Here is a 24,038-nt window from a genome sequence, read left to right on the forward strand (position 1 = left end):
AAACGAGCCTACTGTTTATAGGGTCTTAGAAGATTTGTGGTAGAGTGGTAAGAGGATTTACTCTTTTTTCTTTCATCAGCCTAGTTCGTAAGGCGATTCTATAAATCTCCGCTTTGCTAAATACCCGTAAATCCTGCGTTTCGGGTGTTTGATCTTCTGAAAACCAAAGCCAGAAAGGGCACGTCCAAGATTGATCTGACTAATGCGTATGTTCAGACAACTAAGGCTGACCATAATATCTGTTGCCGTTACAAAATCTTTTTCGTGAGTAGACTTTTCATAGTACTTGGCTATGAGTTCCTGCTCGGTGGTCATTTTAGTATATCGCTGATTGCGCTCCTCATTTTCATTGACATCCTTAACTGTGAGCTCCGGATTGAAATGGGATCTTTATACGCTAAATAATAAGCCTGACTCCAGACGTCACGAATAGCTACTTCTTTCTTATAATCAAAATCGATTGGTCCCATCAGTTCAAAACATAACCAACGTACAGAACCTGTTTCATCATTTAAAAAGGAAGACATATTGGTCGAACCCATAAACGAACAAATTCTGGGTAGTATGGTATTCTTACGGTCATAGGGCAAACGCTCGTTGATAAAAGTCTTTGAGAAAAAAGCTTTAAGCGCGTTGACATCATTCTTTGAAAGTACAGCCAGCTCATCGAGATTATAGAGAAAGTTTCGGCATAATTGAATACGGGCATCTTTATCACTGTTGATGTCTTCGGCTATATATTCGGCTAACTCCGGTGGGCAGAGATACCGGCACCAGGTTGATTTACCTGAGCTTTGGCCGCTGTGGCTGATAATTAGAGCCTGCTTATTGAAATACGCAGGCTCCAAGGCACATTTGATAGCTCTAACCAGCCATTTCTTGAAATGATATACAAATACTTCGTGTTCATAAAGAGGCACAAATGAAGCTAGCTTCTCGATGTGATCGTTACCATCCCAAGCCTCCAGAGATTCAAAATATTCTCTGATTGGATTATAGGAATCAATCAGTTCCGATTTGATCAGAATCTCCAATTTAGAAGTACTGATATCTATCCCGGCTTTGGTTAGTTCAATGATCAGTGAATTAAGATTCAGATAGCTCCATTGCTTTTTCTGTTTCAATGAGATTTGAAAATCGTGCGAGATTTCATTATAAAGAATGTCGTACTTCTCAAACAGGTACTCAATGGCATAATCGTAAACAGTCTTTTTCTTAGGATCTGCTACTTGATAGAGTTTGTAATTTTTCATAGCTCTGGTTTATAGGGCTATGAAAATCTTTCCTCTTTTGATTTATGCGCAGCAGACTCCTTAAAATCTGAATCTGAGAACTTCTTGTTCTGCATTAACCAGTTTTCAAGCTCTTCCCGTTCAAAGTAAATAAGCTTTCCACTCGGTTTACTGTACGGAATCATTCCTGTTGAAGTTAATTTGTAAAGATAGCTACGGGATATACCTGTATAATCACAAGCCTCTTCAAGAGTTAGTACCTTCTTATTGGCTAATAAAAGCGATTCAATTCGCTCCAGCCTTTCGTCTAATTTAATCGTGTTCATCGTATTCGATTTTAAAATGAATAGTGAACAAAGCGCTTTGTTTGTTTTATTAGAATTCCTGAAATAAAAGTAGAAATAGGAGTAGAGGAAAAGAAGATTTTCAATAAATAGTTATTCACAAATAATTGAAAATCAATAAATTGAAATGAAATACGTTTAAATGGTTTCAGAATTTATTGACTTGAATTTGGGGATCATTCAAGTAACTCTAATTAACATCAGTTAAAATGGGTGAAATAGGTCAAAACTTGAGTTATTAACAACAGAAACTTGACAATCATTGAGATGTAATTCTGTAGAAAGCAGATAAACCTTAAAAAGTATTTAAAAATTCGCTTATATGAAGTTCTAAAAAAAAGAAAAAAGATATCGCAATAAGACTTTTATATAATTTGCTATTATTTACATTCAAATTATAACAATTAAAATTTCAGCCTAAAACAAACTTAGATTCTGTACTTATTCTGTACTATGTGATATAAAAAAAGGCTTCACATTTCTGTGAAGCCTTGTCCTTACTAGTAGCGGGAACTGGACTCGAACCAGTGACCTTCGGGTTATGAGCCCGACGAGCTACCTACTGCTCTATCCCGCGATATATGCGCTGTTTTTTACTTGGTTTGCACCTTTAGGTCATTACGCTAACAAAAAACAATTCCCTTTCCTTTGATTGGGATGGCAAATATACAACGCTTTTTACGACTACACAAAACACTTTCGTAAAAATTTTTAGCGGCCTTAAAATATTATATTTTCCATAACAGTAAAGCTTTGGCTTATAGGTATCTTTAAATCTATGAGAAAATTATTTATTACTATTTTAATCCTTATTTCGGTATTTGTAATAGGCACAATTGCCCTCAATTACTATTTCAAAAACAAAATAGAATCATTTTTGTCGTCTGGCCTGCCTGAAGACATGACATTAAATTACGACAACATCGATGTGCACTCCTGGGAAGGAACGGTAACAGTAGATAATATACAGTTAAACTTAAAAAATCCTGAAGATTCTATCTCTAAGGCACAAATCAAAACACAGGAGCTAAAATTAAAAGATCTTGACTATTGGGATTATTTTACAAAAGATAAAATTCATTTTGAGCTTATAGAATTAGGAGAATCTTCAGTTATTTATCACCAACAAAAAAAGAAAGATACCAACCAAGTATCTCAAAATAACAATGATAGCAAGTTCAAAAAGAGTATTCAAATAAATCGCCTAAAACTGGCAAAAACCTCCCTAAAAGTGCTCAAAAACGGCGCAGATTCGCTGTTAATCAACATGCCACAAACGGTAATTTCTATTGAAAATATAGAAACAAATAAAGAAAAACTCAAACAACAGATTCCATTTGATTACAGCAGTATTCACATAGAATCAGACTCTATTTTTTACAGGTTAAATGCCTATGACAATTTATACGTTGATAAGTTCAGCCTAGATGATTCTACATTGATCTTAAATAATACACAAATAAAAACACGCTACAGCCAGATAGAACTGTCTCAACAAATATCAAAAGAGCGCGACCATGTTGATCTTAATATTCCCAAAATAGCCTTTAAGAGTTTCAATATAAAAGCTGAAAACAGTACAGTTTCTGCACAGGCATCTCAAATGGATATTACACAACCGCAGTTTAAAATATTTCGCGATAAGCTTGTTGCAGATGATCCAACTTTTAAACCGCTTTACAGCAAATCATTAAGAGATTTACCGTTTGAGCTCATGATAGATAATGCCCAGATAAAGGGTGCATCTATAGAATATGAAGAAAAGGTAAAAGCTGATAATCAGGCAGGGAAGCTCTCATTTAAAAATTTACAAGCCACAATAAAAAATCTGGGGAATACTTACGCTCTGGGCGAAAAAATGACATCAATACAAGTAAATGCTTTATTTATGGAGAAAAGCCCAATAGAGGTAGATTGGTCTTTTGATGTTCAGAATAAAAATGACCAATTTAGATTTAAGGCAGATGTAGGTGAATTACCCGTAACAGCTTTAAACAGCTTTACAGAACCTAATCTTAATGTTAAACTTACAGGAGCTTTGCATAAAGCATATTTTGATATTTCTGGTGATAACACTTCTTCGCATATTAATATGAAAATGAATTATGACGACTTCAAAATAGCTGTTCTCAATGACAAAAAAGAGAAGAAAAAATGGCTTATTTCAACACTGGCAAATCTTTTTGTTTCTAAAGACAGTGAAGAAAAGGGCAGTGATTCTTTTAGATCCGGGGAGGGCACAGCAGAAAGAGACACCTCTAAGTCTATTTTTAATTACCTATGGTTAAATGTAAAACAAGGATTATTATCTGTACTAACCGGCGATGGAGAATCCTCCTAAACGTCGTTAGAAACCCAATTAAGAGCATCAAGCCTATCCTTATGCTTAAAAGATCTTACTTCTGCAGTCATAAACATTGATTTGACTTTTGAATAAAAGTACATTATAGATTTATCTGAAACCAAAGCAATTCTATTGAAGCGCTTTCTTTGATCAATTTCATAAGACAAATCGCTAAAAGCGGCGCCTATATCCAGAGGGTTTGGGGAATTATCTTCAAAATAAAGTGATATTTTTTTATGCTTGTCAAGAAGGGCGTCAACCTGATCTTTTACGTTTTCAACAAGTTCTACATCAATGTTAGAATCAACAATAAAACCAACTACGTGGTCTGCAAATTCAAATTTTCTCATAAAAAATTTGGTTTGATTTTTTATTAAATACTCGTATAAATTGCAGAAACCCAGTTAAGAGCTTCCATTCTGTTTTTAAGGGAAAAGTGTCGCATCTCTGCTTTCATGAACAAAGCTTTAAATCGTGTATAGAACGATAGTATGCTTTTATCTGAGACTATAGCTATTCTGCTATAGCGGCTATTATTTTGAATTCTATATGTAAAATCCTTCCTTATTGCATTAAAATCTACCGCTCCCGTAGTGGTATCTTCTACATATAAACTTATGCTTTCATATTTTAAAAGCGCCTCATTTATAGTCATATGAATACTATGCACTGTTTTACTATCTATCTTTTCAGAAATAATAAATCCTAGTACTTGTTCTGCAAACTCAAACTTCTCGAGGGCCATTTACACTATAAATAAAGTTGGCGAATATACGGAATAACTGCTAATATCAATAGACTTAAAACTACTGCTCAATATTAGACACTTGGAATTCAGTTAATTCACCATCCTCAAAAGACACTGCGACCTCAATAGGGTTGCAACAAACCTCACAGTCTTCTATATATGTGGTAGAAATTGAGGGATCGAGAAGCATAGAGATGTCTTCCCAACAATATGGGCATTGAAAGAAATGTTCTAACATTTAAAAATCAACATTGAGTAATTGACCAATTAATTGTAACAATTGCAATTCTGCATACTTAGCCTCGTACTTTGCAAGGTTCTTATTCGTTTCTGCGTTAAGCAGGTTTATTTGTGCCTGCCTAAACTCAATAGATGTTATAAGACCAATATTAAAGCGCTCGCGTGACCGTTCAAAATTATTTTGATTTGTAATTACGTTTTGTTCCTGAATCTCATAAACCTGTAACAAATTTTCATAATCTCCTCTTGCATTTTCAATGTCACGCTCAACTTCCAGTTTTATTTGTTCTTTAAGTAATTCCTGATTATCTCGAGCAATCTTAGCATTGCGATACCTCACTGTTGTAGCTCCCCCATTAAATAAGTTCCAGGTGAGATTTAAACCTGCTCCTAAAGCTGTGCCTTTTTGAGTGCTCCCTGTAAAAAATGCACTTGCCGGACTGTTATTTTTATTCCAACCATAGGAACCGGTAAGCCCCACAGTGGGAAGATAGTCTGCACGTGTGGTCTTAATATCGTACTCACTTAATTCAATATTTGATTCACTTTGCATAATTCTCACATTGTTGTCTAGCGCACTATCTGTGTATGTTTGTAGTTTTATACTTGGTGTAAAAGCAACAAGGGTATCTACCACAAAATCTGTCCCAAGATTACGCGCCATCACTACATTAAGATCACGTTTTGTATTGAGAAGCTGCTGCCTGTTATTCATCAGGTTGATACTATCATTAGTAACGTCTACCTCTGCATTTAAAACTTCTAGTTTTGTATTCTGGCCATAATCAAATTGATAATTAGCTCTTAAAACTCTGTCTTTAGAGATACGCAAAGTTTCCTCAAGAATTTCAACATTTTCAGTCAGTCTTGCCACTTCATAATACACAGAAAATAGCTGTAAAATTGTGTTTTCAATGGTTTGTCTTGCATCAAGTTGAGATAGATTTCTAGCTTCTTTAAGACGCTGGTAATTATAATATCTTCCCAAGCCATCAAATAGGATGTAATCAAGGTTTACAGAAGCATTGTAATTATCAGATTCTGCATTATTCAATTCAAACGAGTTACCATCATCACGATCTGTCTCAGAATCCTGTATTTGATAATTCATACCCGCAAGAGCGTAAACAGCTGGCAGATATCCTGAATTTAAAAGACTTGCATTGTTTTCTGCAATTGCCAGATTATTATTTGCGACTTCAATCCCGTAGTTGTTTTCTAAGGTTAACTGTATCGCTTCGGCTTTTGACAGTTGATCTTGCTGGTCTTGCGCCATTCCTGATGACGAAAGAAACAAAATAATTACAGTTAATATGTAGGGGTAAATTGTTTTAAGCGGCTTCATCATCCTCGTTTTCTTCCTTTTGTTCTTTAATCGCACGCTCAACTTCTTCTTTTGAAACTTCTTTACCTGTACGCAACCATTTAATACGTGTTTTTGCACTATTTGTTATTGATAGTAAAAGGGGTAGCATGAGCAGTGTAAGTAATGTTGCGATGGCAATGCCATATGATATAGAAATAGCCATTGGTTTTAAAATTGAGCCTGTCTGCTCTTTTCCATTAACAAAGGCGCTAAACCTGCAATCGTCGTCAAAGAGGTTAAAAATATGGCTCTAAACCTCGATTTTCCGGCCATATACAGAGCCTCATCAAATTTGACACCGTCTTTAAGATAACTATTAAACTTACCTATAAGTACCAGACCATCGTTAACCATTATTCCTATTAAGGCAATTATACCTAAAGCAGAAAGTACATTTATAGGAAACCCATGAATAAAGTGACCCCAGGCAACGCCTATTACACTAAAAGGAATCATCAACAACAATAAAAATGGCTGACTATAACTACGGAACGTAAATGCGATAGTCGCATAAATTAAAAAGAGAATAACCCAAATCACTTTGTTTGCAGAATCACTGAGTTTTTCGGCCTCACGATTTTGACCTTCATAAGAAACGGAAACCGTGGGATATTTTGAAAGAATAGACGGCATCACATTTGCCCGTACATCAGCAAGTATATCTGTAGCGCTTCCGTTAGGATCTTCCATATCTGCATTTACCTGAATTTCGCGCTGTCCTTCAAGATGACTTATAGACTCATCACCACGGGCAATATCATAACTTGCTATTTCGCCAAAGGGCACACGTTCACCGCTTGGTGTTAGTATGCGCATCTCATCAAGATCGTTTATAGAACTGCGATTATCCCTGTCATATCTCACCCAAACTCGTATCTCGTCCTGCCCTCTCTGAAAACGTTGGGCCTGAGTACCAAAAAATCCTGAGCGTACCTGCCGCATAACACTACTAAGATTTAATCCCAATGCATAAGCGCTTTCGTTAAGACGAATTTTAATTTCCTTGATTCCTTCTGGGTCTGTATCAACCACATCACGCAGCAAAGGATTTTCTTCTAGCACCGCTCGTAACTCTTGTTTTGCAGCTTCAAGCTCTTCTGTATTATTTCCTAAAAGAGAAATAGAAACTGGGCTTCCGCCAAAATTTCCTCCGGAGCCAAAAGTGAGTCTTTCCACACCAAAAACCTCACCTACTTCATCACGTATGGAGTTTGTAATATCTGGCGATGCAAAATCCCTAAGCTCTCCCGGAAGTAAATTTACCTGCAACGATGCTTTATTATTACCAGGCCCTACGCGCTTAATCACATTTTCTACCACTTGCATGTTATCTGTCTGTCTGTCTGTGTAATCATCATTTACACGCCATGCAGCCTCTTCTACCATGGTGATTATACTGTCTGTTATTTTAGGATTTGTTCCCTCTGGCATAAGCAGATCAATAGAAACTCTATCACTCGCTATACTAGGGAAAAGTGTGACCCGTACAATCCCCCCGGCTATAGCTCCTATTGTCACAATAAGTAATGCTGCGATAATGGCAAAAGACAAAAACCTTTGCTGAAGTACAAATTTTAAAGTAGGGGCGTAAAGCTTATCGCGTAAATATTGCATAAACTGATCTCCCTTTTCATTAAAAAAACGCAGTTTATAAAAGAATTTATCCAGTCCTTTTTTAGAAGCTTTTTGCTCATCTGTCTCCTTGATTAACGCTTTAGAATGGGCTATATGAGCAGGTAAAATTATTAAAGCCTCAACTAGTGAGACCACAAGGGTAAGAATAACAACCGTAGCCACCTCACTAAAGAACTCTCCTATTCTACTATCAAGAAAAAGAAATGTAGAAAAAGCCAGAACGGTTGTAATAATTGCAGAAACAATAGGTGGAAGCACTTCCATAGTACCATCTATAGCTGCTTTAATAGGAGTTTTACCCTCCTCATAATGTTGATATATGTTTTCTGAAATTACTATACCATCATCTACTAGAATACCTATAACTATGATCATTCCAAAGAGGGAAAGTACATTAATGGTAACATTAAATTGAGCCGCAAAAATGAACATTCCTAAGAAAGCCACGGGAATACCGCAGGCCACCCAAAATGCAAGTCGGGTATTTAGAAAAAATGACAGAAACAGAAGTACAAGGAGAATTCCTGCTGCTCCATTTTCTATTAATAATTGTGTGCGTTGATGAAGTCTTACAGATGAATCTGAAACCACGTCAAGATGAACAGCAGAGTATTTTGCGTTAAAGTCATCTATATAATTATTTACCTTTTCTGCAGTAGGTAATAAATCTTCATTATTTGTATTACTTATCTCAACATTAACAGCAAGGTTTCCATTAAAATAGGAAGCATTAGGCGTTTCTTCAAATCTATCGCGTATTACTGCAACATCTTTTAATCGCACTACTGTACCATCGCTATTGGCCCTTACCACAAGATTGGTAAGCTCATCACCATAGTAAGAGCGATTATTTGCACGTATAAGATAATCTTCTGCTTCTGTTTTTATATTTCCACCTGTAGTGAGAATATTGGCCTGAGATACTGCTTGCGCCACTTCCTCAAAAGAAAGTCCATATGCGAGCAGATCATTTTCGCGAACGGCAATTTCTATTTCCTCAGCAGGATATCCCGAGATCTCAATTTGTGAAATCCCATCCATCGCCCGTAGGTCATACTCAATACTTCGCGCTATTTGTTTAAGTGTTGCAAGGTCTATAGATTCACCACTTACCGCAAAACTTATCGTTTGTCTTATTGCCTCTTGTTTCGCTACAACTAATGGTTCCATCCCCGTAGGAAAACTGGGAACGCGGTCAACTGCATTTTTCACTTCGGCAAGAATGACATCAATATCCTCATCCTGATCGATCTCAATGGTTATGTTTCCACCATTTTCACGAGAAGTTGAGGTCACTCTGTCTATCCCAACTAATCCTTTGAGATTGTCCTCTATTTTGAGGACGACACCCTCTTCTATTTCCTGCGGCGCAGCACCGGGATAAGCGACATTTATTGTGATTATCTGAGAATCTACTAAAGGAAAAAATGAGGATTTCATTCTAAAAATCCCAACTACACCAAAAATTATAAATGCAAAGATCACGACATTTACCGCGACTTCATATTTAATAAAATAACTTATAATTTTTCGCATAGCTTAATCTACTGCTTGTGAAGAACCTGCTGCCGAATTTGATGAGCTCTCTTCCCTATAAACTTTAACCTGCATACCAGCATAAGCACCAGGAACATTGCGGGAAAGTATACGCGTACCATCAGGTATACCTTTTAAAACGACATCCTTATCTGAAAAATAAACGGGATCTACATCTACCAGATCTAAAATACTATCTCTTACAATGAAAATTTGAGAATTGTCTACTAGAAGTTTACGAGGTATTTTTATTGCATCACTTTCTTCTTTCGCTTCAAGCTGTGCTTCAAGATACATACCTTCTTTTAGGTTATCCCCGGTAACTTCTACAAACACCTTGATAGTTTGGGTTGCCTGATTTACTCTTCCGTTAATTCTACTTACCGTTCCTGTATAAGAATGGGTGCCGTTAAGATCTGCAAGCTCCACTTTTTCACCTATTTCAAGTAAATCACTAAAAGTTTTACTCACCGCCACCTCTAGTTCATAAACTGACGGATCTATAAATTCTCCTAATTTTTGACCTGGACGTACCAGAGTTCCTTTTGTAACTAATGATTCTGTAAGTATTCCTGTAAAAGGTGCATAAATTCTATACTTCCCCAAGCGTTGTTCAAGGTTTTTGACATTGTAGTAGGACGAGAAAACACCACGCCCTGTAATAAAATATCCTTCCTGTTCATTATCAATTTTTGGAAGTTCAGGGGTTCCCTTGTTAATATCAAAATTTGAAAGATATTTTTGCCACTTAGGATAAATATCAGGATAATCAAGCCTGAGATCGGGCATTATAGAAGTTACCAGATTATATAACTCACTTTTTGCCGCCTGTACAGAAGAGTAATACTCAGATGAATCAATATTTAAAAGAGTTTCTCCTCTTCTATATGTTTGACCCGGTTTAAAATCATGAGCGCTACTGCGAAAAACACCTTGCACTTCTGCAAACAACTCTAATCTGTTCTTTGCAGCCAGACTTCCGTTTGCGGGTATAACAATAGGTATTGTACTATTTTGTATTGTATCTACAAAGACAGTCTTTACTACTTTCTCAATTCGGGCTTCAGGTTCTGCTTTATTATCTTTAAGATATATAGCCAGAAATATAGCTCCAGCCAAAATTAAAACGCCAAGCCCTGAAAGTATAATTTTACGCATAGGTATATTTTTGCTCCAGGTGGGGATTGATGAGACACAAAAATATCAATGCCTTATGTGGGCTGATGTTAAAGAAATACTAAAATAAAAGCGGAATTAATTGTTATTAAGCGTATTGATCGATTTCCTCTGAAACTTTGCCCCAACTTGTCATTTTCTCTTCAAGCTTTTTCTTTTTATTTTGATAAACTTCAAAGAAATTAGGCTTGGCTATCGCTTTGTTATAATTCTCTGCCAGCTCTTTGTCAATCTGTTTAATTTCGCGTTCCAGTTTATTAATTTCAGATTCTAAATTACTGAGTTTATTGGTAAGAGCTTTAAGTTTCTTTTGATCTTTGTAAGAAGCTTTTGTTTCTGGGGCAGCACTTACTTTTTGGGCTTTTACATCATCTCGCTTCTCTACTTCTCTAAGACTCGTAACTTCTCTTTGCTCAAGATAAAAATCTATATCACCTAAATATTCTTTAAGCTTGTGATCTTTAAACTCGTAAACCTTATTTGTTAATCCCTGTAGAAAATCCCTGTCGTGAGAAACTAGTATCAAAGTTCCTTCAAAACGTTTTAAAGCGTCTTTAAGCACATTTTTAGACTTAATATCCAGGTGGTTTGTAGGCTCATCCATCACCAGAACATTAAAAGGCTGCAACATCAGTTTTGCTAAAGCAAGCCTGTTACGCTCACCTCCAGAAAGCACACGCACATATTTATCTGCTTCTTCACCTCTAAAAAGAAATGCACCCAGAATATCACGAACTTTGCTTCGGTTTTTTTCATTTGCGGCATCTATCATTGTATCAAGAACGGTTTTACTACCATCTAAATGATCTGCCTGATTCTGGGCAAAATATCCTATTTGTACGTTATGCCCTAGTTTTAAATGTCCTGAATGATCTATCTCATCTACAATAATCTTAGCAAGTGTAGATTTTCCCTGCCCATTCTGTCCTACAAATGCGATCTTACTTGAGCGCTCAACATGCAGGCTTATATTCTTGAGAACATTTTTCTCTTCATAACTCTTTGAAATATGCTCTGCTTCTACAACCACTTTCCCGGGAACTACTGAAACCGGAAAATTAAGCGTCATAACACTGTTATCATCTTCATCGACCTCGATACGGTCCATGCGATTTAATTTCTTGATCAGTGATTGAGCCATAGTGGCTTTAGATGCTTTAGCTCTAAACTTTTCAATCAGCTTTTCTGTATGCTCGATCTCCTTCTGTTGATTTTTCTGCGTGGCAAGCTGCTGCTCTCGCAATTCCTCTCTTAGAATAAGATACTGAGAATAAGGTTTTGGGTAGTCATAGATTCTTCCCAGAGAAATCTCTATAGTCCTGTTTGTTACATTATCGAGAAACATTTTATCGTGAGAAACAATAACCACAGCTCCTAAATAGGCTTTTAAGAAATTTTCAAGCCAGATTATAGATTCTATATCAAGGTGGTTTGTAGGCTCATCGAGAAGCAGAACATCATTATTCTGAAGTAACAATTTTGCCAATTCTATACGCATTCTCCACCCACCGGAAAAAGTATCTGTTAATCGGTCAAAATCTTCCCTGCTAAAACCAAGCCCCATCAAGATACGCTCAGTCTCACCTTTATAATTATAACCACCATGTATCTCATACTGATGCTGTACATCATTAAGCTCTACCATGAGATCATGATAGCCTTCACTTTCATAATCTGTACGCGTCACTAGTTGATGATTGATCTCATCAAGCCTGCTCTCCAGCTTTTTAATTGTTTCAAAGGCCTGAAAAGATTCTTCCAGAACTGTGCGACCGGGTATAAAGTCAATATCCTGTTTAAGAAAGCCTATTTGCACTTCCTTATCCATAGCTATCTGTCCTGTATCGTATTCCTGCTCACCAGAGATTATACGCAGCATGGTAGATTTACCGGCTCCGTTCTTCCCAACTAGTCCCACTCTATCTCCTTCGCCTAAGCGAAAAGTAACTTCGTTAAACAGGTACTCACCCTGGAAGGAAACAGATAGATTATGAATATTTAACATGTATTCTTTTTAATATTAGTAGTTAAATGCGGCACCTAGAAATAACTGCCTGTGGCTAACCAAATTTTCTGCAAAGATGCCTAAATTTGTTCAGTAATTCAACGCTATGCTCAAAGTCTTAAAAGGAAACAAATTATACAGCATTTTAACCGGTAAATGTCCCGTTTGCCATGAAGGCGAAATGTACATTGACTCTAATCCTTACCACCTGAGCAAAGTACAGGACATGCACGAGCGTTGTTCTTTTTGCGGCACAAAATTTAAAATAGAACCTTCCTTTTTTTACGGCGCCATGTATGTGAGTTATGGCTTAGGTATCGCTTTTGCTGTTGCCGCATTTGTAATAGCCCACTTCTTTCTCAACGGCGGATTATTGACCTCTTTTTTTGCGATAACTGGCACTTTAGTCCTGTTTTTTCCTGTAATCCTGAGGCTTTCCAGAAACATCTGGATCAATTTCTTTATGAGTTACGATAAAGAAAAGGCTAAGAAAGCCTAAAGCAATTTCTTTTTAAAGCGATTTATATTTACATCCTCAAATAGATCTTTGCCCTCCTCGAGATGCTCATAAAGCATTTTAGCCAGAAAAGGAGACATCATAATTCCGCGCGTTCCTAAACCATTTAAAATAACGAGTCTGTCATATTTAGGGTGAACTCCCAATAAAGGTCTGCGATCGCCTGTGGTAGGTCGTATACCCGCCTCCTGATCTACAATCTCAAAATCACAGTTGATCACTTTTTTTAATTTTTCTACGATTTCGCCTTGAGCGGAAACTGAAGGTTGCGTGTCTTTATCTTTCCAGTTAAAGGTAGCACCCACTTTATACAGATCATCACCCAGCGGAATTATAAAAAACGACGACTTTAAAGCCGATTTCAACCCCAATTTGGGCGATTTTATAGTAATATATTCACCTTTATTGCCTACCAGCGGCAACGCTTTGAAAAATGGATTTTTACATACTCCGTAACCTTCAGCAAAGACAATAAATCTCGCTTCTATATCACTATATTGAATGCAATTTGTTTGAAACTGAATTTTTTCGTAATCAAATTCTTCTTCCTTTAAAGCAGATTTACTTTTAAGATATTCAGAATAAGAATTTAAGAGTCGCTTAATATCTATTTTTCCTGTTTCATTTACCTCGCCCAGGTTAAAAGGAGCATTAATGGCGTTATTATCATTACGTGTAACATTTGGCCGAATAAACCGATCTAAACCCGGCTTATCTGAAGCTTCAAACCAATTATTTTGATCTTCTGCAGAAGAGAATATTTTCTTTACAGGCATAGACTGCACTGCTTCTACTCCCAATTTTTTACAAAGCTCTTTAAAATAAGGAATAGCCAGATCAAACTGCTCAACTCCTTGCCAAGGCAAAGAATAACGTTTAAGAATCACAGGATTATACAAACCACCTGCAACCCTGCTGGCACCTTTTTCATTATTATGAAAAACTACAAAGGTTTTATTGTGAGCCTCTAACTGCTCACAAAATGCCATGCCTGCGAGACCCAGACCAACGATTATGTAATCAACTTTTTTCATCGCTCAAAAATAAGGTATAAAAAAACGCCTCTCATAAAGAAAGGCGTTTTAGCAATAAGTTTTGTGAAAATTAGTAATTCCACATATCAGATTCAAAGTTTCGTATTTGTTCTTTTATGCGCTCAGACTCCAGCAGCTGCATAAGTGCATTGTCTGCCACATACTCTTTAACTTCACGATCACCCTGAATGTTATCTACTCTGTAAATTACACCGTTAAACCTTCGCGAATTAAGCAAATGATCAAATGATAATGGCTGAGCTGAGTTTTGTGGATTAAATACTTGTGCTTCATGCAATACCTCACGTGCGCCTGGAAACCAAACCCAAAACAGAGGGACAAGCACTGGCTCATCATCATCTATAAAGTTAACATCTGGAGCAACTGGAGCAAGACCTATAAGTCTATACTTCAATTCACCCTGACGTTTGTCAAAGTACCAATAACCGCGTATCCAGTATTGCTCAATATCTGCAGCAGTAATATCACGTCTGTTTATAAACTGTTGATCAATTTGCTCACCGGCGTTGTACTGCTCATATCCTAGATCTGTAGTATCTACCTTAGACATTGCCGCAGAAATGTCTCCTAACTGAATCTTATCATTAAAGTACGAGTCTGAATAAATATCTATTTTACCCTTCTTAACATTAGTCACAAGAACATCATAAAGAGACCTTCTGTCTGAACCAATATTATTTGAATCTGTTGGGTAATATAGCGGGAAATTAACGCGCTCATCAAGATCAACGACCTCCCATACATTTTTTCCCCAGAGAACATCGCGACTGTCAACATAACCATATTCTAACGGCTTGTCATTGTCGAGCTCTATTTGTTCATCTGTCTTGATAAACATCTCATCTGGGTCTGTCGCATTCAGAATATTGTTCTGCCCATAAGATGATGCAACCAATATCGTCATGCAAACCACTAAAAATGAATTTTTCAAACTCATGTCAGTTATACTTTAATTTGTAAGTTCTATTAAAACAGGAGATACTTTTTTCAATTTATAAGAACTATTTCCTGCAATTTGAGCATTTATATCAAATATCTGCACCGTTTCACCACGTTGGGCTCTTTTTAATACTGCCTTAGCGCGCGCATCTAGTCTGTCTCCATTTACCTGAACAGTTGGCTGCCCCGGTACATTAAATTTAAATCCTGTAACCTTTAAATTAAGGTCAAAATCAAAATCTGGCAAAGAAGCACCTACAGATGATATCTCTAACGCATTTCTTTGCATTTTTATTATATCAGATTCACCACGTACAGTTCCTGTAGGTCTTGGTATATCTTTTATTCTAAACTGCTTAGAATCACTTACCTTAGAACCATCTGCCAGAGTACCATTTACATTTATGGTAACTTCACGCCCATTACCTGGGGTCATCACATAGCTACTACCACTTGCTTTATTAAGACCCGGTGCGCTTGCAGATACATTATTATCTGCCACACCAGCGAAGCTAATGGTCATTGGGTTTGCAACACCGCGATAAACCACGTTCATTTTATCTGCTGAAATAGTAGCAGAATTAGGGCGGTTTATTACAGCATATGAATCATTAATAGGTATCGTTACAATAGAATCTCCTTCTTTAAACTGAAGTTCACCTTTAATGCTCTGCTCTCCTACATTACCGGCGGGAAAATCGAGTAAAACCTGCCCGGCAGAAGTCTGCTTAAGCTGTTTACCATTTATCACCACCTTGTCAAAGTTTAAAGTATTATCATAACGACCAAGAATTACCTTACCTTTAAATGATTCTCCAGAGAAAAATGCACTCTTATCTGGCACAACAATAGCCTGGTAATTGCTCATAGATAATTGTTGAGCTTGCTCACCAGCTAACATAGCAGAAAGAAGCTCACTTTGCGTAGTCTTTATATCTGCCTGCATCTGCGTCAACTTTGTAGTTGATGCTATCATTGGGAACCCTTCAAAATTGTAGCTTAACCACTCTATTTTCTTACCATCGCGATTTTCTACAGGCGAAGTATCAAACTTCTGCTTTATATCTGACGCGATATTAGGATAGCTGTCACCAATTAAAGCTACTACTTCATCTCTAAAGTTCTCAACTTTTGATTTAAACAACTTTCCATCTTTAGATAAGTTATCACCGCTAAAGAATGTTTGATCAAGAAAATCAGGCTTATCCTGAGCCTCATAATCTTTAGGATCTTCAACTTTGGCTGTCATTGCAGATTTTAACGAGTCTATATAACCCGATAAATCTGTAGCCATCACATTTATTTTCTTCGCTTTTTCTTTAATCACCGCATATTTTGCCGGTTGTTCTGACGCTTTAGCATCAAGTCCTGCTAAAAATGCAGTATTACGCTGGTCTGATGCGCTATTTGCTTGTGTTATTTTTTCGTTTAAAAGACCAAAAGCTGATAATACCTCTTTAGACATATTTAATGCAAGCATTGCAATAAATACGAGATACATCAGGTTGATCATTTTCTGTCTAGGTCCTAGTTTTCCACCTGCCATCTTCTATTTTTTATAGATTTATATCAAGTTGAAAAATTATTTCCTGTTCATTGCAGAAAGCATACCACCATATACACCATTAAGAGAAGAAAGGTTAGTCGCTAGACTTTCCATTTGTTCTTTCAATTTACCAGCGTTAGTTGCTACTTCATTGTTTATTTCAGCCTGACGACCTGCGGTCTCAACCTGAACTTTATAAAGACTGTTTAAAGACTCCATTTGAGCTGCTGCTAAAGCCATCTCTTCACTATATCTTTGTGTAGAGGTCATTGCTTCTGCAGTTGGTGAAATCGCTTTTGCTGCTCCTTCAAAATTTCTAATGCTTAAGCCAAGGCTGTTCATTAATTCTGCATCAATTTGAGCTTCCTTTAAAAGGTTATCAAGCTTTTGCGAAAGCATACCTTCAGATTGTGTCTCTTCAATAACTGCATTCTTTCTTACTGCAGGTTCTGCACCTGCTAATTCTGGATATACTAAAGACCAGTCTAATTCATCATCAACAGGTTCAAAAGCAGAAATAGCAAAAATAAGTGCTTCGGTAATTAGACCAATAGCCAGTAAAACACCGCCATTTAAAGGGCCTAATTCCCAGTGTAGGATCTTAAATAAAGCTCCAATAATAACAACAGACGCACCTAGGCCGTACGCCATGTTAAAAAGTTTCTTTGTAGATTTCGATTGTGCCATTTTAAAAATTAAGTTAAGTAATTAGGGTTAAGTAAAATATTTGGGTAAATATTATTTTGAATCAATACTATCTTCTGGTATTCACGTCTCCGCCCACACCAAGGTAATCCTGTACAGTTCTAAAGCCTATATAGCTTCTTGCAGAATCTGCATACTCATAATCACGTGTACTTACTTGTAGGAAATAAGCAACGTCTTTCCACGACCCACCACGCACAACTTTACGCTGATTTTGTGTGTCGTTAACATTAGGGTTCATTGTAGAAACGTATTCATAGGCATTAGGGTCATAAGATGATGCAACCCATTCTGAAACGTTTCCAGACATGTTGTACAGATCATAATCATTAGGTTCATATGAATCTGCCTCTACTGTATAAAGTGCCTGATCTGCCGCATAATCCCCCCGCAGAGGTTTAAAATTGGCTAGAAAGCATCCTCTGTCATTCTTCGCATAAGGTCCACCCCAAGGGTAAGTAGCTCCTTCCAGACCGCCACGTGCTGCGTATTCCCATTCAGCCTCGCTGGGTAATCTAAATCTATTAACCAATTGTTGACCTCTTTCTTTTTTATAGGCATTTCTATAAAGCGTACGCCACTCACAGAATGCTTTTGCCTGCTCCCAGGTCACCCCAACTACAGGATAATCATCATAAGCACTATGCCAGAAATAATCATTATGCATAGGCTCGTTGTATGAATAGGCAAAATCTTTGATCCAAACTGTAGTATCAGGATATATCTTTACATTTTCAGTGATTAGATAGTCACTTCTCTTGCCTTTTTTCGCTTTCGCGGCAGCTTCTATATCAAGATATGTGTATTTAAACTCAAGTTTATCTACATCAATAGTGCGCTGCCCGTTGTACGATTCTTCAAGAGGAAGGTACATAGAATCCATCACCTCTACATAATATTCATCAGGATAATCCTGAGGATCATCTAATAGGTCGATACGCTTATTTAACTTTCTGCCTTCGTAAGTATCTGAAAAACTGTAGTAATTATCATACATATATTTCTCATACGGAGTCATATCTTCAGGATCGTTATCTAGAAAAGCATACTCTCCTATACCACCATCACCCGGCGTCTGCCCCATCTCATCAGCAAAAATTGCTAAACGGGTGCGTACAATAGAATCTTTTACCCAATCTACAAATTGACGATATTCTGAATTGGTGATTTCCGTCTCATCCATATAGAACGAGCGTACAGTAACAGTTTTAGTTGGGGCGTTTTTAACCGATGCGATATCATCGTCGCTTTTACCCATAATAAAAGAGCCACCTGAAACAAGCGTCATCCCGTATGGTTTTTCAGGATTCCATTTCTTTCCTTTGGCCCCCACAAGCTCACCGTGGTCATTGCGACCACAACTAAATAACAAGCTTATCATCGCAATAAATGCAACAAACTTCTTCATAGGTATTTTAGGTTAAATTGAGATTTGAGAGCGTAAACCTATTTATAAAAATTTTAATAACCAATTTTTAGTTTAAAAAAACCGCTCAATCCCAGTTAGTTCTATTTATTATACTTCATTCTTCCTTCTCGCCTTATACCAGCGTTCAGGTATTTCCTGATTGCACGCGTTAAGATAATCCTGGTATGTGCATGGTAATAACGTGTGCCTTTTTAATTTATTATTAAGACCTTGTAAAAACGGAATTTCTATCCACCAGCGCTCTGTCTTGTTACTCTTGTAAAAACTAAGCACCTCATCCTCAACCGGGACTGCATAATGCAAAAACTCTTTGCGTCTATCTCCTATCTCCTCATTAGCCCTGTAATTCACTCCTTCTATAAAGTACCAGATGATCTCTGCTATAAGCGCTGCCCCTGCTTCGGTCTGTTTTGTCAATGCATATTCAAAAATTCCAAATACACTTACTCGATCACTTATCCCCGCATAACGTGAAATAGCACAGGCTTCTCTACCGTTAAAACCATTAGGCTTAGAATGATGCATAAAACCAAGCGATGATGATTGCACGGCGCCAAGATCAAAAGAAACAATATCTGCATCGCGCATGACCGGCTCTACAATACTAATATCATTTGTCACAGCGCCCAGACGATAAGCATCAAAAAATAATTTATCCATCAGGTCTATTTCTTCCTGACTATTAAAATAAGTCTGGTATCCCAGATTAGAAAAATTGAATAAATTATAAGGCTGGTCTACGATCACTTTACCTACATAAGACTTATTTGTCATAGGCTGCGAACTGTCACCCAGATCAAAACGGCTATCTACACTTACCAGATTAACCATTTGATCAAGATTATCAAAAGCTCTGTAAATAGCATGTGTTAAATCTTGAGTACCTCCTAAAAAAACAGGAATAATGTCTTTTTTGATCAGATTTTCGGCTATTTGCCTTACGGCGAAAAACGTATCTGTTATACTTTCTCCTGCATCAATATCGCCAAGATCTGCAATTACAGTGTGCCAATTACCCGGAAATAACTGGTAAAAAGCCCTTCTAATTGCCGAAAAATCGAGATGCTCTTCTAAGAGATCAATATCTCCCCTATTCTCTCGCACACCAATGATCGCCAGATTCACTCCTTCCAGATCAGGAATACCTTCTTTAGATGAATGAACTTTAATTGCGCTTCCCAGGCTCTGGCTGTGAAATAGTTGCGCATGAGCTACAACAGCATCAGAAACCGGCAACAGGTTTTCTAAGGGCATAGATTATTTCTTTTTAGCAATAGGTTTTTTACGCGTAGCGGTCTTTTTTGCCGCCGGCTTCTTTTTTGCCGCTGTTTTTTTCTTTGGCCCTTGCTTCTCAAGAATATCTTTCACTTCTTCCAGCGTAAGCTTTTGAGCATCTACGGTCTTAGGCAATTCTATTTTAGTACGCCCTTTAATAATATTAGAACGCCCCCAGCGTGCTTTCTCTACACGTATGCCTTCATCTTTAAAATCATGAATGACTTTATCTTTTTCCTTTTGCTTTTTATCTTCTATAAGCTCTACTATATCAGCATCGCTCAGGTTATCAAAATCGTATTTTTTATTTACATTGATAAAAATACTATTCCATTTTATAAAAGGTCCAAAACGGCCAACTCCTTTCTGAACCGGAAATCCTTCATACTCATAAATAGGAGCGTCTGCCTTTTGCTTCTCTTTTATATATTCTACTGCCTCATCATATTCTACCTGCAGTGGGTCTTTACCTTTTGGCAATGACACATATGTCTTACCAAACTTTACATAGGGTCCAAAACGGCCATTATTTACCTCAACTTCTTCACCTTCAAATTCACCTAAAGATCTGGGCAGTTTAAAAAGATCCATCGCCTCTTCATAAGTAATAGTCTCTAGCTGTTGATCTGGAGAAAGTCCTGCAAACTGTGGCTTTTCTTCATCTTCTACAGAACCTATTTGTACCATGGGTCCATATTTACCCAACCTCACACTTACCGGCTTACCCGTCTTAGGATCTGTACCTAAGATACGCTCACCTACCTCACGGTCTGCATTTTCTGCAACATCTTTTACCTGAGGGTGAAAGTCTTTATAGAAGTCTTTCATCATCTTCGTCCACTCCTCATTACCTTCTGCAATCTCATCAAAGTCCTGCTCTACTTTTGCAGTAAAATTGTAATCGAGAATATTTTCAAAATGGTTTACCAGAAAGTCATTTACTACCATACCTACATCTGTAGGAACCAATTTTCCCTTGTCTGAGCCTACTTTTTCGGTCATTTTAGCCGATTTTATCGAGCCTTTTTTAAGGGTGATTAAGTCATATTCACGCTCTGTACCGTCTATATTTCCTTTCTCTATGTATTTTCTATTCTGTATCGTAGTAATTGTAGGTGCATAAGTAGATGGTCTACCTATACCTAACTCTTCCAGCTTTTTCACCAGTGAAGCTTCAGTATAACGATAAGGTGCTCTGGTAAAACGTTCTGTAGCCGTTATCCAGTTGTTATTTAGAGTTTCACCCTGCTTTAACGGAGGCAGGATTCCGCTTTCTTCCATATCTTCATCATCGGTTCCTTCTAAATAAACTTTTAGAAAACCATCAAATATCAAAACCTCACCATTTGCAGTAAAATTACTTGGGTGATTAGAAGATGCTATCTGCACATTTGTACGTTCAAGTTGTGCCTCGCTCATTTGGGAAGCAATCGCACGCTTCCAGATCAATTCATACAGGCGAGCCTGATCGCGATCAATATTTACTGAGTGCTTACTAAAATCTGTAGGTCGTATCGCTTCGTGAGCTTCCTGGGCTCCTTTGCTTTTACCTTTATAATTACGCTCCTTATGATATTTAGAACCGTAAGCAGAAACTATCTCATTAGAAGCAGCTTCTTTTGCATCCTGAGAAAGATTTACACTGTCTGTTCTCATGTATGTTATAAGCCCGGCTTCATATAAACGCTGAGCCAATGTCATGGTCTTACTAACTGAAAAATATAGTTTTCTTGACGCTTCCTGTTGCAGTGTGGAAGTTGTAAAAGGAGGTGCAGGAGATTTTTTTGCCGGTTTTGTTGTTAAAGCATCTACTTTAAAAGTAGCGTTAGCATTGGCCTGCAAAAACTCTTCAGCTTCTTTTTTAGTATCCAGGTTTTTAGGAAGTTTCGCTTTAAGCGTTTTCCCGTCTTCATTTGCAAATTCTGCGTCTACACGAAAATAATCCTGTGAAGTAAAACCTTGTATCTCACGCTCGCGCTCTACGATAAGTCTCACAGAAACAGATTGCACACGGCCTGCTGAAAGGCCGCCTTTAACCTTGCGCCATAACACAGGTGATATTTCATAACCCACAAGACGATCAAGTACACGTCTAGCTTGTTGCGCATTTACTAAGTTGTAATCTATACTTCTGGGATTCTCAATTGCACGCAGAATGGCTTTCTTAGTAATCTCAGAAAAAACGATACGTTTTGTCTTAGCCTTATCAAGATGTAACTCTTCTGCAAGGTGCCACGCAATGGCCTCACCCTCACGATCCTCATCACTTGCGAGCCAGACCATTTCAGCTTTCTTTGCAAGATCCTTCAGTTTTTTGACTACGCTTTTTTTATCTTTTGAGACGATATATTTGGGTGTAAAGTCTCCATCTACATCTACCCCTAATTCTTTAGTAGGTAAATCTGCAATATGCCCAAAACTACTTTCAACCTTAAAATCTTTTCCGAGAAACTTCTCTATGGTTTTGGCCTTTGCAGGAGACTCAACAATAACTAAATTTTTTGCCATTTTATGTCTTTTGATTCGTCACCACAGCCTCAATTTGATAATAAACCTGCAGTATTTAGAAATGCAAAAGTATATCAAAAAATATTATTGTTTTGAGCAGACCGCTATACCAAATTAAAAAAGCCACTTTGAGAGCGACTTTTTGTGGTATAAAATAAGCTAATCTCTACATTAATGTAAAGGCGCTTATTAAGCTTAGGTCATCTTCACCATAACTGTATTGATACAAAACCCCACCACCAATCATCAATAAATTATCTTGTAAAGGAATGACGTCATAAATGTTGACCGACTCATCTACACTCAGCATTTCAAGACTTAAAGGATTAGTCTTATCAAATATTTTTAAACCCTGAGCACCGTCACTTACATACAATCTGTTATTATGTACGCCCAACCCATAAGGCTCCTGCATATCATAATCACCTACGACTTGAGGATTAGTTTTATCTGAAACATCTATAACTTCAAGCAAACTCATATCCTGACCACAAGCGTTCCCGCCTCTCAAAGTAAGATAGGCATAATCGCCATCTACCACTACAGGATCGCAACCCGTTATATGAGATATTTCTGAAACATACTCCGGGTTTTGAGGTTCTGAAATATTATAAATGAGCATACCGCGTGTTCCTCCTATATATAAGTAATCACCCTGACTGAATATCGTTTCTATACTCCAGTCTGCATAAACCTCATTTAGTTTTTCAAGATCTGCATTCTGTAGACTAAAAATATTTATTGAGCCTGCATCTAAAACATACAGATAATCACCTATTATTTTAAAACGCGCAAAAGAACCGCCTACGCCATCTGCATTACTAAAGCTTTCACTACTGCTCGCAACATCCTCATAATATAACACAGGTGAAATTTTACGACGCACAGTGGTATACTCCCAGTCTACAATCACATCCTCCTGATAATTAAAGTTAGAAAGATCAAAATCTGCCACAGGCTCACTTACTTCGGGATATGGGTAGTAACTGCCTTGTAATGCATTTTCAAGAACCCCGTTGTATTTAATATCATCCATATTAGAAATATCAAAAGTCACCAAATCACTATAAGAATCGGCATAAAGTATATCATTTTTAGCCTCAATATCGATATTGCCCGGTATATCTAAAAATGCAACTTTAGCAGGAGATGCAGGATTGCTGTTGTCTATTACATGTATACCTTTATGTAGATCATTAACAAATATGTAATCGTTGTAGAAATAAAATTTACCGGTGCTTGCCAGAGGCATTGGCTCTTCAACAGATTTTATCATCTGCGCATGCAGATCTGCTTTAGACATTATCACCGGCACAGCAATCCTTACGGTTTCATAACCGCTCTCGTCATCAGATTGACAATTTATAAGGGTTAGCGATATTAAAAGAAGTAGTACTTTTTTCATAATAAAAATGGTTAGTTTTCTAGATAGATGAAA

18 protein-coding genes, 1 tRNA gene and 1 pseudogene are annotated in these 24,038 nt (G+C 37.2%); 2 read left to right on the forward strand and 18 right to left on the reverse strand.

What is annotated here, in order from left to right:
- Positions 1–311: 311 nt before the first annotated feature.
- From ACH3O9_RS03680 to ACH3O9_RS03690, 3 genes are all read right to left on the reverse strand, one after another.
- On the reverse strand, positions 312–1,253 hold the full coding sequence (locus ACH3O9_RS03680) for a VapE domain-containing protein (RefSeq protein ID WP_416444509.1): 942 nt from the start codon (positions 1,251–1,253) through the stop codon (positions 312–314).
- Between the two features lie 17 nt (positions 1,254–1,270).
- A complete protein-coding gene (locus tag ACH3O9_RS03685) occupies positions 1,271–1,558 on the reverse strand; it encodes a helix-turn-helix transcriptional regulator (protein WP_416444511.1) in 288 nt (95 codons plus the stop codon).
- Between the two features lie 522 nt (positions 1,559–2,080).
- Positions 2,081–2,153 (reverse strand) — tRNA-Met (locus ACH3O9_RS03690).
- 201 nt (positions 2,154–2,354) lie between these two features.
- Between ACH3O9_RS03690 and ACH3O9_RS03695 the strand changes: the two genes are divergently transcribed.
- Complete coding sequence (locus ACH3O9_RS03695; protein ID WP_416444513.1) at positions 2,355–3,917, forward strand: hypothetical protein; 1,563 nt, start codon at positions 2,355–2,357, stop codon at positions 3,915–3,917.
- Here ACH3O9_RS03695 and ACH3O9_RS03700 read toward each other — a convergent pair.
- The 7 genes and pseudogenes from ACH3O9_RS03700 to ACH3O9_RS03730 form a co-directional block, all read right to left on the reverse strand.
- Entirely contained in the window at positions 3,914–4,270 is a 357-nt protein-coding gene (locus tag ACH3O9_RS03700; protein ID WP_416444515.1) for an STAS/SEC14 domain-containing protein, read from the reverse strand. The genes ACH3O9_RS03695 and ACH3O9_RS03700 overlap by 4 nt on opposite strands.
- A 23-nt stretch (positions 4,271–4,293) precedes the next feature.
- The gene (locus ACH3O9_RS03705) at positions 4,294–4,665 is read right to left on the reverse strand and encodes an STAS/SEC14 domain-containing protein (protein ID WP_416444517.1); all 372 of its coding nucleotides are present in this window, start codon (positions 4,663–4,665) and stop codon (positions 4,294–4,296) included.
- A gap of 61 nt (positions 4,666–4,726) precedes the next feature.
- Positions 4,727–4,906 carry a CPXCG motif-containing cysteine-rich protein gene (locus ACH3O9_RS03710; RefSeq protein WP_416444519.1) on the reverse strand — a complete coding sequence of 60 codons (180 nt, stop codon included), beginning with the start codon at positions 4,904–4,906 and terminating at the stop codon, positions 4,727–4,729.
- On the reverse strand, positions 4,907–6,205 hold the full coding sequence (locus tag ACH3O9_RS03715) for a TolC family protein (protein ID WP_416444521.1): 1,299 nt from the start codon (positions 6,203–6,205) through the stop codon (positions 4,907–4,909). It lies immediately after the preceding gene.
- Between the two features lie 34 nt (positions 6,206–6,239).
- Positions 6,240–9,445: pseudogene (locus tag ACH3O9_RS03720) on the reverse strand (efflux RND transporter permease subunit).
- A 3-nt stretch (positions 9,446–9,448) separates the two neighbouring features.
- A complete protein-coding gene (locus ACH3O9_RS03725; RefSeq protein WP_416444523.1) occupies positions 9,449–10,603 on the reverse strand; it encodes an efflux RND transporter periplasmic adaptor subunit in 1,155 nt (384 codons plus the stop codon).
- 106 nt (positions 10,604–10,709) lie between these two features.
- Positions 10,710–12,626, reverse strand: a complete 1,917-nt coding sequence (locus ACH3O9_RS03730) for an ABC-F family ATP-binding cassette domain-containing protein (RefSeq protein WP_416444525.1) — start codon at positions 12,624–12,626, stop codon at positions 10,710–10,712.
- A gap of 106 nt (positions 12,627–12,732) precedes the next feature.
- Here ACH3O9_RS03730 and ACH3O9_RS03735 point away from each other — a divergent pair, with 106 nt between their 5' ends.
- Positions 12,733–13,125, forward strand: a complete 393-nt coding sequence (locus ACH3O9_RS03735; protein ID WP_416444527.1) for a DUF983 domain-containing protein — start codon at positions 12,733–12,735, stop codon at positions 13,123–13,125.
- Here ACH3O9_RS03735 and ACH3O9_RS03740 read toward each other — a convergent pair.
- The 8 genes from ACH3O9_RS03740 to ACH3O9_RS03775 all read right to left on the reverse strand — a co-directional run bounded on the left by ACH3O9_RS03740 (position 13,122) and on the right by ACH3O9_RS03775 (position 24,005).
- Positions 13,122–14,177, reverse strand: coding sequence for an NAD(P)/FAD-dependent oxidoreductase (locus tag ACH3O9_RS03740; protein WP_416444529.1), 1,056 nt, complete (start codon positions 14,175–14,177; stop codon positions 13,122–13,124). The two genes, ACH3O9_RS03735 and ACH3O9_RS03740, sit on opposite strands and share 4 nt — an antisense overlap.
- Positions 14,178–14,247: 70 nt before the next feature.
- Positions 14,248–15,135, reverse strand: coding sequence for a gliding motility protein GldN (gene gldN / locus ACH3O9_RS03745; RefSeq protein ID WP_416444531.1), 888 nt, complete (start codon positions 15,133–15,135; stop codon positions 14,248–14,250).
- 12 nt (positions 15,136–15,147) lie between these two features.
- Entirely contained in the window at positions 15,148–16,683 is a 1,536-nt protein-coding gene (gene gldM, locus ACH3O9_RS03750) for a gliding motility protein GldM (RefSeq protein WP_416444533.1), read from the reverse strand.
- A 36-nt stretch (positions 16,684–16,719) separates the two neighbouring features.
- Positions 16,720–17,370: a gliding motility protein GldL gene (gene gldL / locus ACH3O9_RS03755; RefSeq protein WP_416444535.1), complete on the reverse strand. Its 651-nt coding sequence runs from the start codon at positions 17,368–17,370 to the stop codon at positions 16,720–16,722.
- A 67-nt stretch (positions 17,371–17,437) separates the two neighbouring features.
- Positions 17,438–18,796 carry a gliding motility lipoprotein GldK gene (gene gldK / locus ACH3O9_RS03760; RefSeq protein WP_416444537.1) on the reverse strand — a complete coding sequence of 453 codons (1,359 nt, stop codon included), beginning with the start codon at positions 18,794–18,796 and terminating at the stop codon, positions 17,438–17,440.
- A gap of 108 nt (positions 18,797–18,904) precedes the next feature.
- On the reverse strand, positions 18,905–20,071 hold the full coding sequence (locus tag ACH3O9_RS03765) for a formimidoylglutamase (RefSeq protein ID WP_416444539.1): 1,167 nt from the start codon (positions 20,069–20,071) through the stop codon (positions 18,905–18,907).
- Between the two features lie 3 nt (positions 20,072–20,074).
- Positions 20,075–22,600 (reverse strand): type I DNA topoisomerase, encoded by a 2,526-nt coding sequence (topA, locus tag ACH3O9_RS03770; RefSeq protein WP_416444541.1) that lies wholly within the window; start codon positions 22,598–22,600, stop codon positions 20,075–20,077.
- 166 nt (positions 22,601–22,766) lie between these two features.
- Positions 22,767–24,005 carry an LVIVD repeat-containing protein gene (locus ACH3O9_RS03775; protein ID WP_416444543.1) on the reverse strand — a complete coding sequence of 413 codons (1,239 nt, stop codon included), beginning with the start codon at positions 24,003–24,005 and terminating at the stop codon, positions 22,767–22,769.
- Positions 24,006–24,038 lie beyond the last annotated feature (33 nt).

The sequence above is a fragment of the Leeuwenhoekiella sp. A16 genome, assembly GCF_047946675.1.
In the GTDB taxonomy this organism is placed as follows: Bacteria; Bacteroidota; Bacteroidia; order Flavobacteriales; family Flavobacteriaceae; genus Leeuwenhoekiella.

Bases quoted from the DNA above. Each gene is read 5' to 3' on its own strand.
- ACH3O9_RS03730 (WP_416444525.1), bottom strand. From the start codon at position 12,626: ATGTTAAATATTCATAATCTATCTGTTTCCTTCCAGGGTGAGTACCTG.
- gldL (WP_416444535.1), bottom strand. From the start codon at position 17,370: ATGGCACAATCGAAATCTACAAAGAAACTTTTTAACATGGCGTACGGC.
- ACH3O9_RS03700 (WP_416444515.1), bottom strand. From the start codon at position 4,270: ATGAGAAAATTTGAATTTGCAGACCACGTAGTTGGTTTTATTGTTGAT.
- gldN (WP_416444531.1), bottom strand. From the start codon at position 15,135: ATGAGTTTGAAAAATTCATTTTTAGTGGTTTGCATGACGATATTGGTT.
- ACH3O9_RS03680 (WP_416444509.1), bottom strand. From the start codon at position 1,253: ATGAAAAATTACAAACTCTATCAAGTAGCAGATCCTAAGAAAAAGACT.
- ACH3O9_RS03710 (WP_416444519.1), bottom strand. From the start codon at position 4,906: ATGTTAGAACATTTCTTTCAATGCCCATATTGTTGGGAAGACATCTCT.
- gldK (WP_416444537.1), bottom strand. From the start codon at position 18,796: ATGAAGAAGTTTGTTGCATTTATTGCGATGATAAGCTTGTTATTTAGT.
- gldM (WP_416444533.1), bottom strand. From the start codon at position 16,683: ATGGCAGGTGGAAAACTAGGACCTAGACAGAAAATGATCAACCTGATG.
- ACH3O9_RS03740 (WP_416444529.1), bottom strand. From the start codon at position 14,177: ATGAAAAAAGTTGATTACATAATCGTTGGTCTGGGTCTCGCAGGCATG.
- ACH3O9_RS03775 (WP_416444543.1), bottom strand. From the start codon at position 24,005: ATGAAAAAAGTACTACTTCTTTTAATATCGCTAACCCTTATAAATTGT.
- ACH3O9_RS03725 (WP_416444523.1), bottom strand. From the start codon at position 10,603: ATGCGTAAAATTATACTTTCAGGGCTTGGCGTTTTAATTTTGGCTGGA.
- topA (WP_416444541.1), bottom strand. From the start codon at position 22,600: ATGGCAAAAAATTTAGTTATTGTTGAGTCTCCTGCAAAGGCCAAAACC.
- ACH3O9_RS03685 (WP_416444511.1), bottom strand. From the start codon at position 1,558: ATGAACACGATTAAATTAGACGAAAGGCTGGAGCGAATTGAATCGCTT.
- ACH3O9_RS03705 (WP_416444517.1), bottom strand. From the start codon at position 4,665: ATGGCCCTCGAGAAGTTTGAGTTTGCAGAACAAGTACTAGGATTTATT.
- ACH3O9_RS03695 (WP_416444513.1), top strand. From the start codon at position 2,355: ATGAGAAAATTATTTATTACTATTTTAATCCTTATTTCGGTATTTGTA.
- ACH3O9_RS03735 (WP_416444527.1), top strand. From the start codon at position 12,733: ATGCTCAAAGTCTTAAAAGGAAACAAATTATACAGCATTTTAACCGGT.
- ACH3O9_RS03765 (WP_416444539.1), bottom strand. From the start codon at position 20,071: ATGCCCTTAGAAAACCTGTTGCCGGTTTCTGATGCTGTTGTAGCTCAT.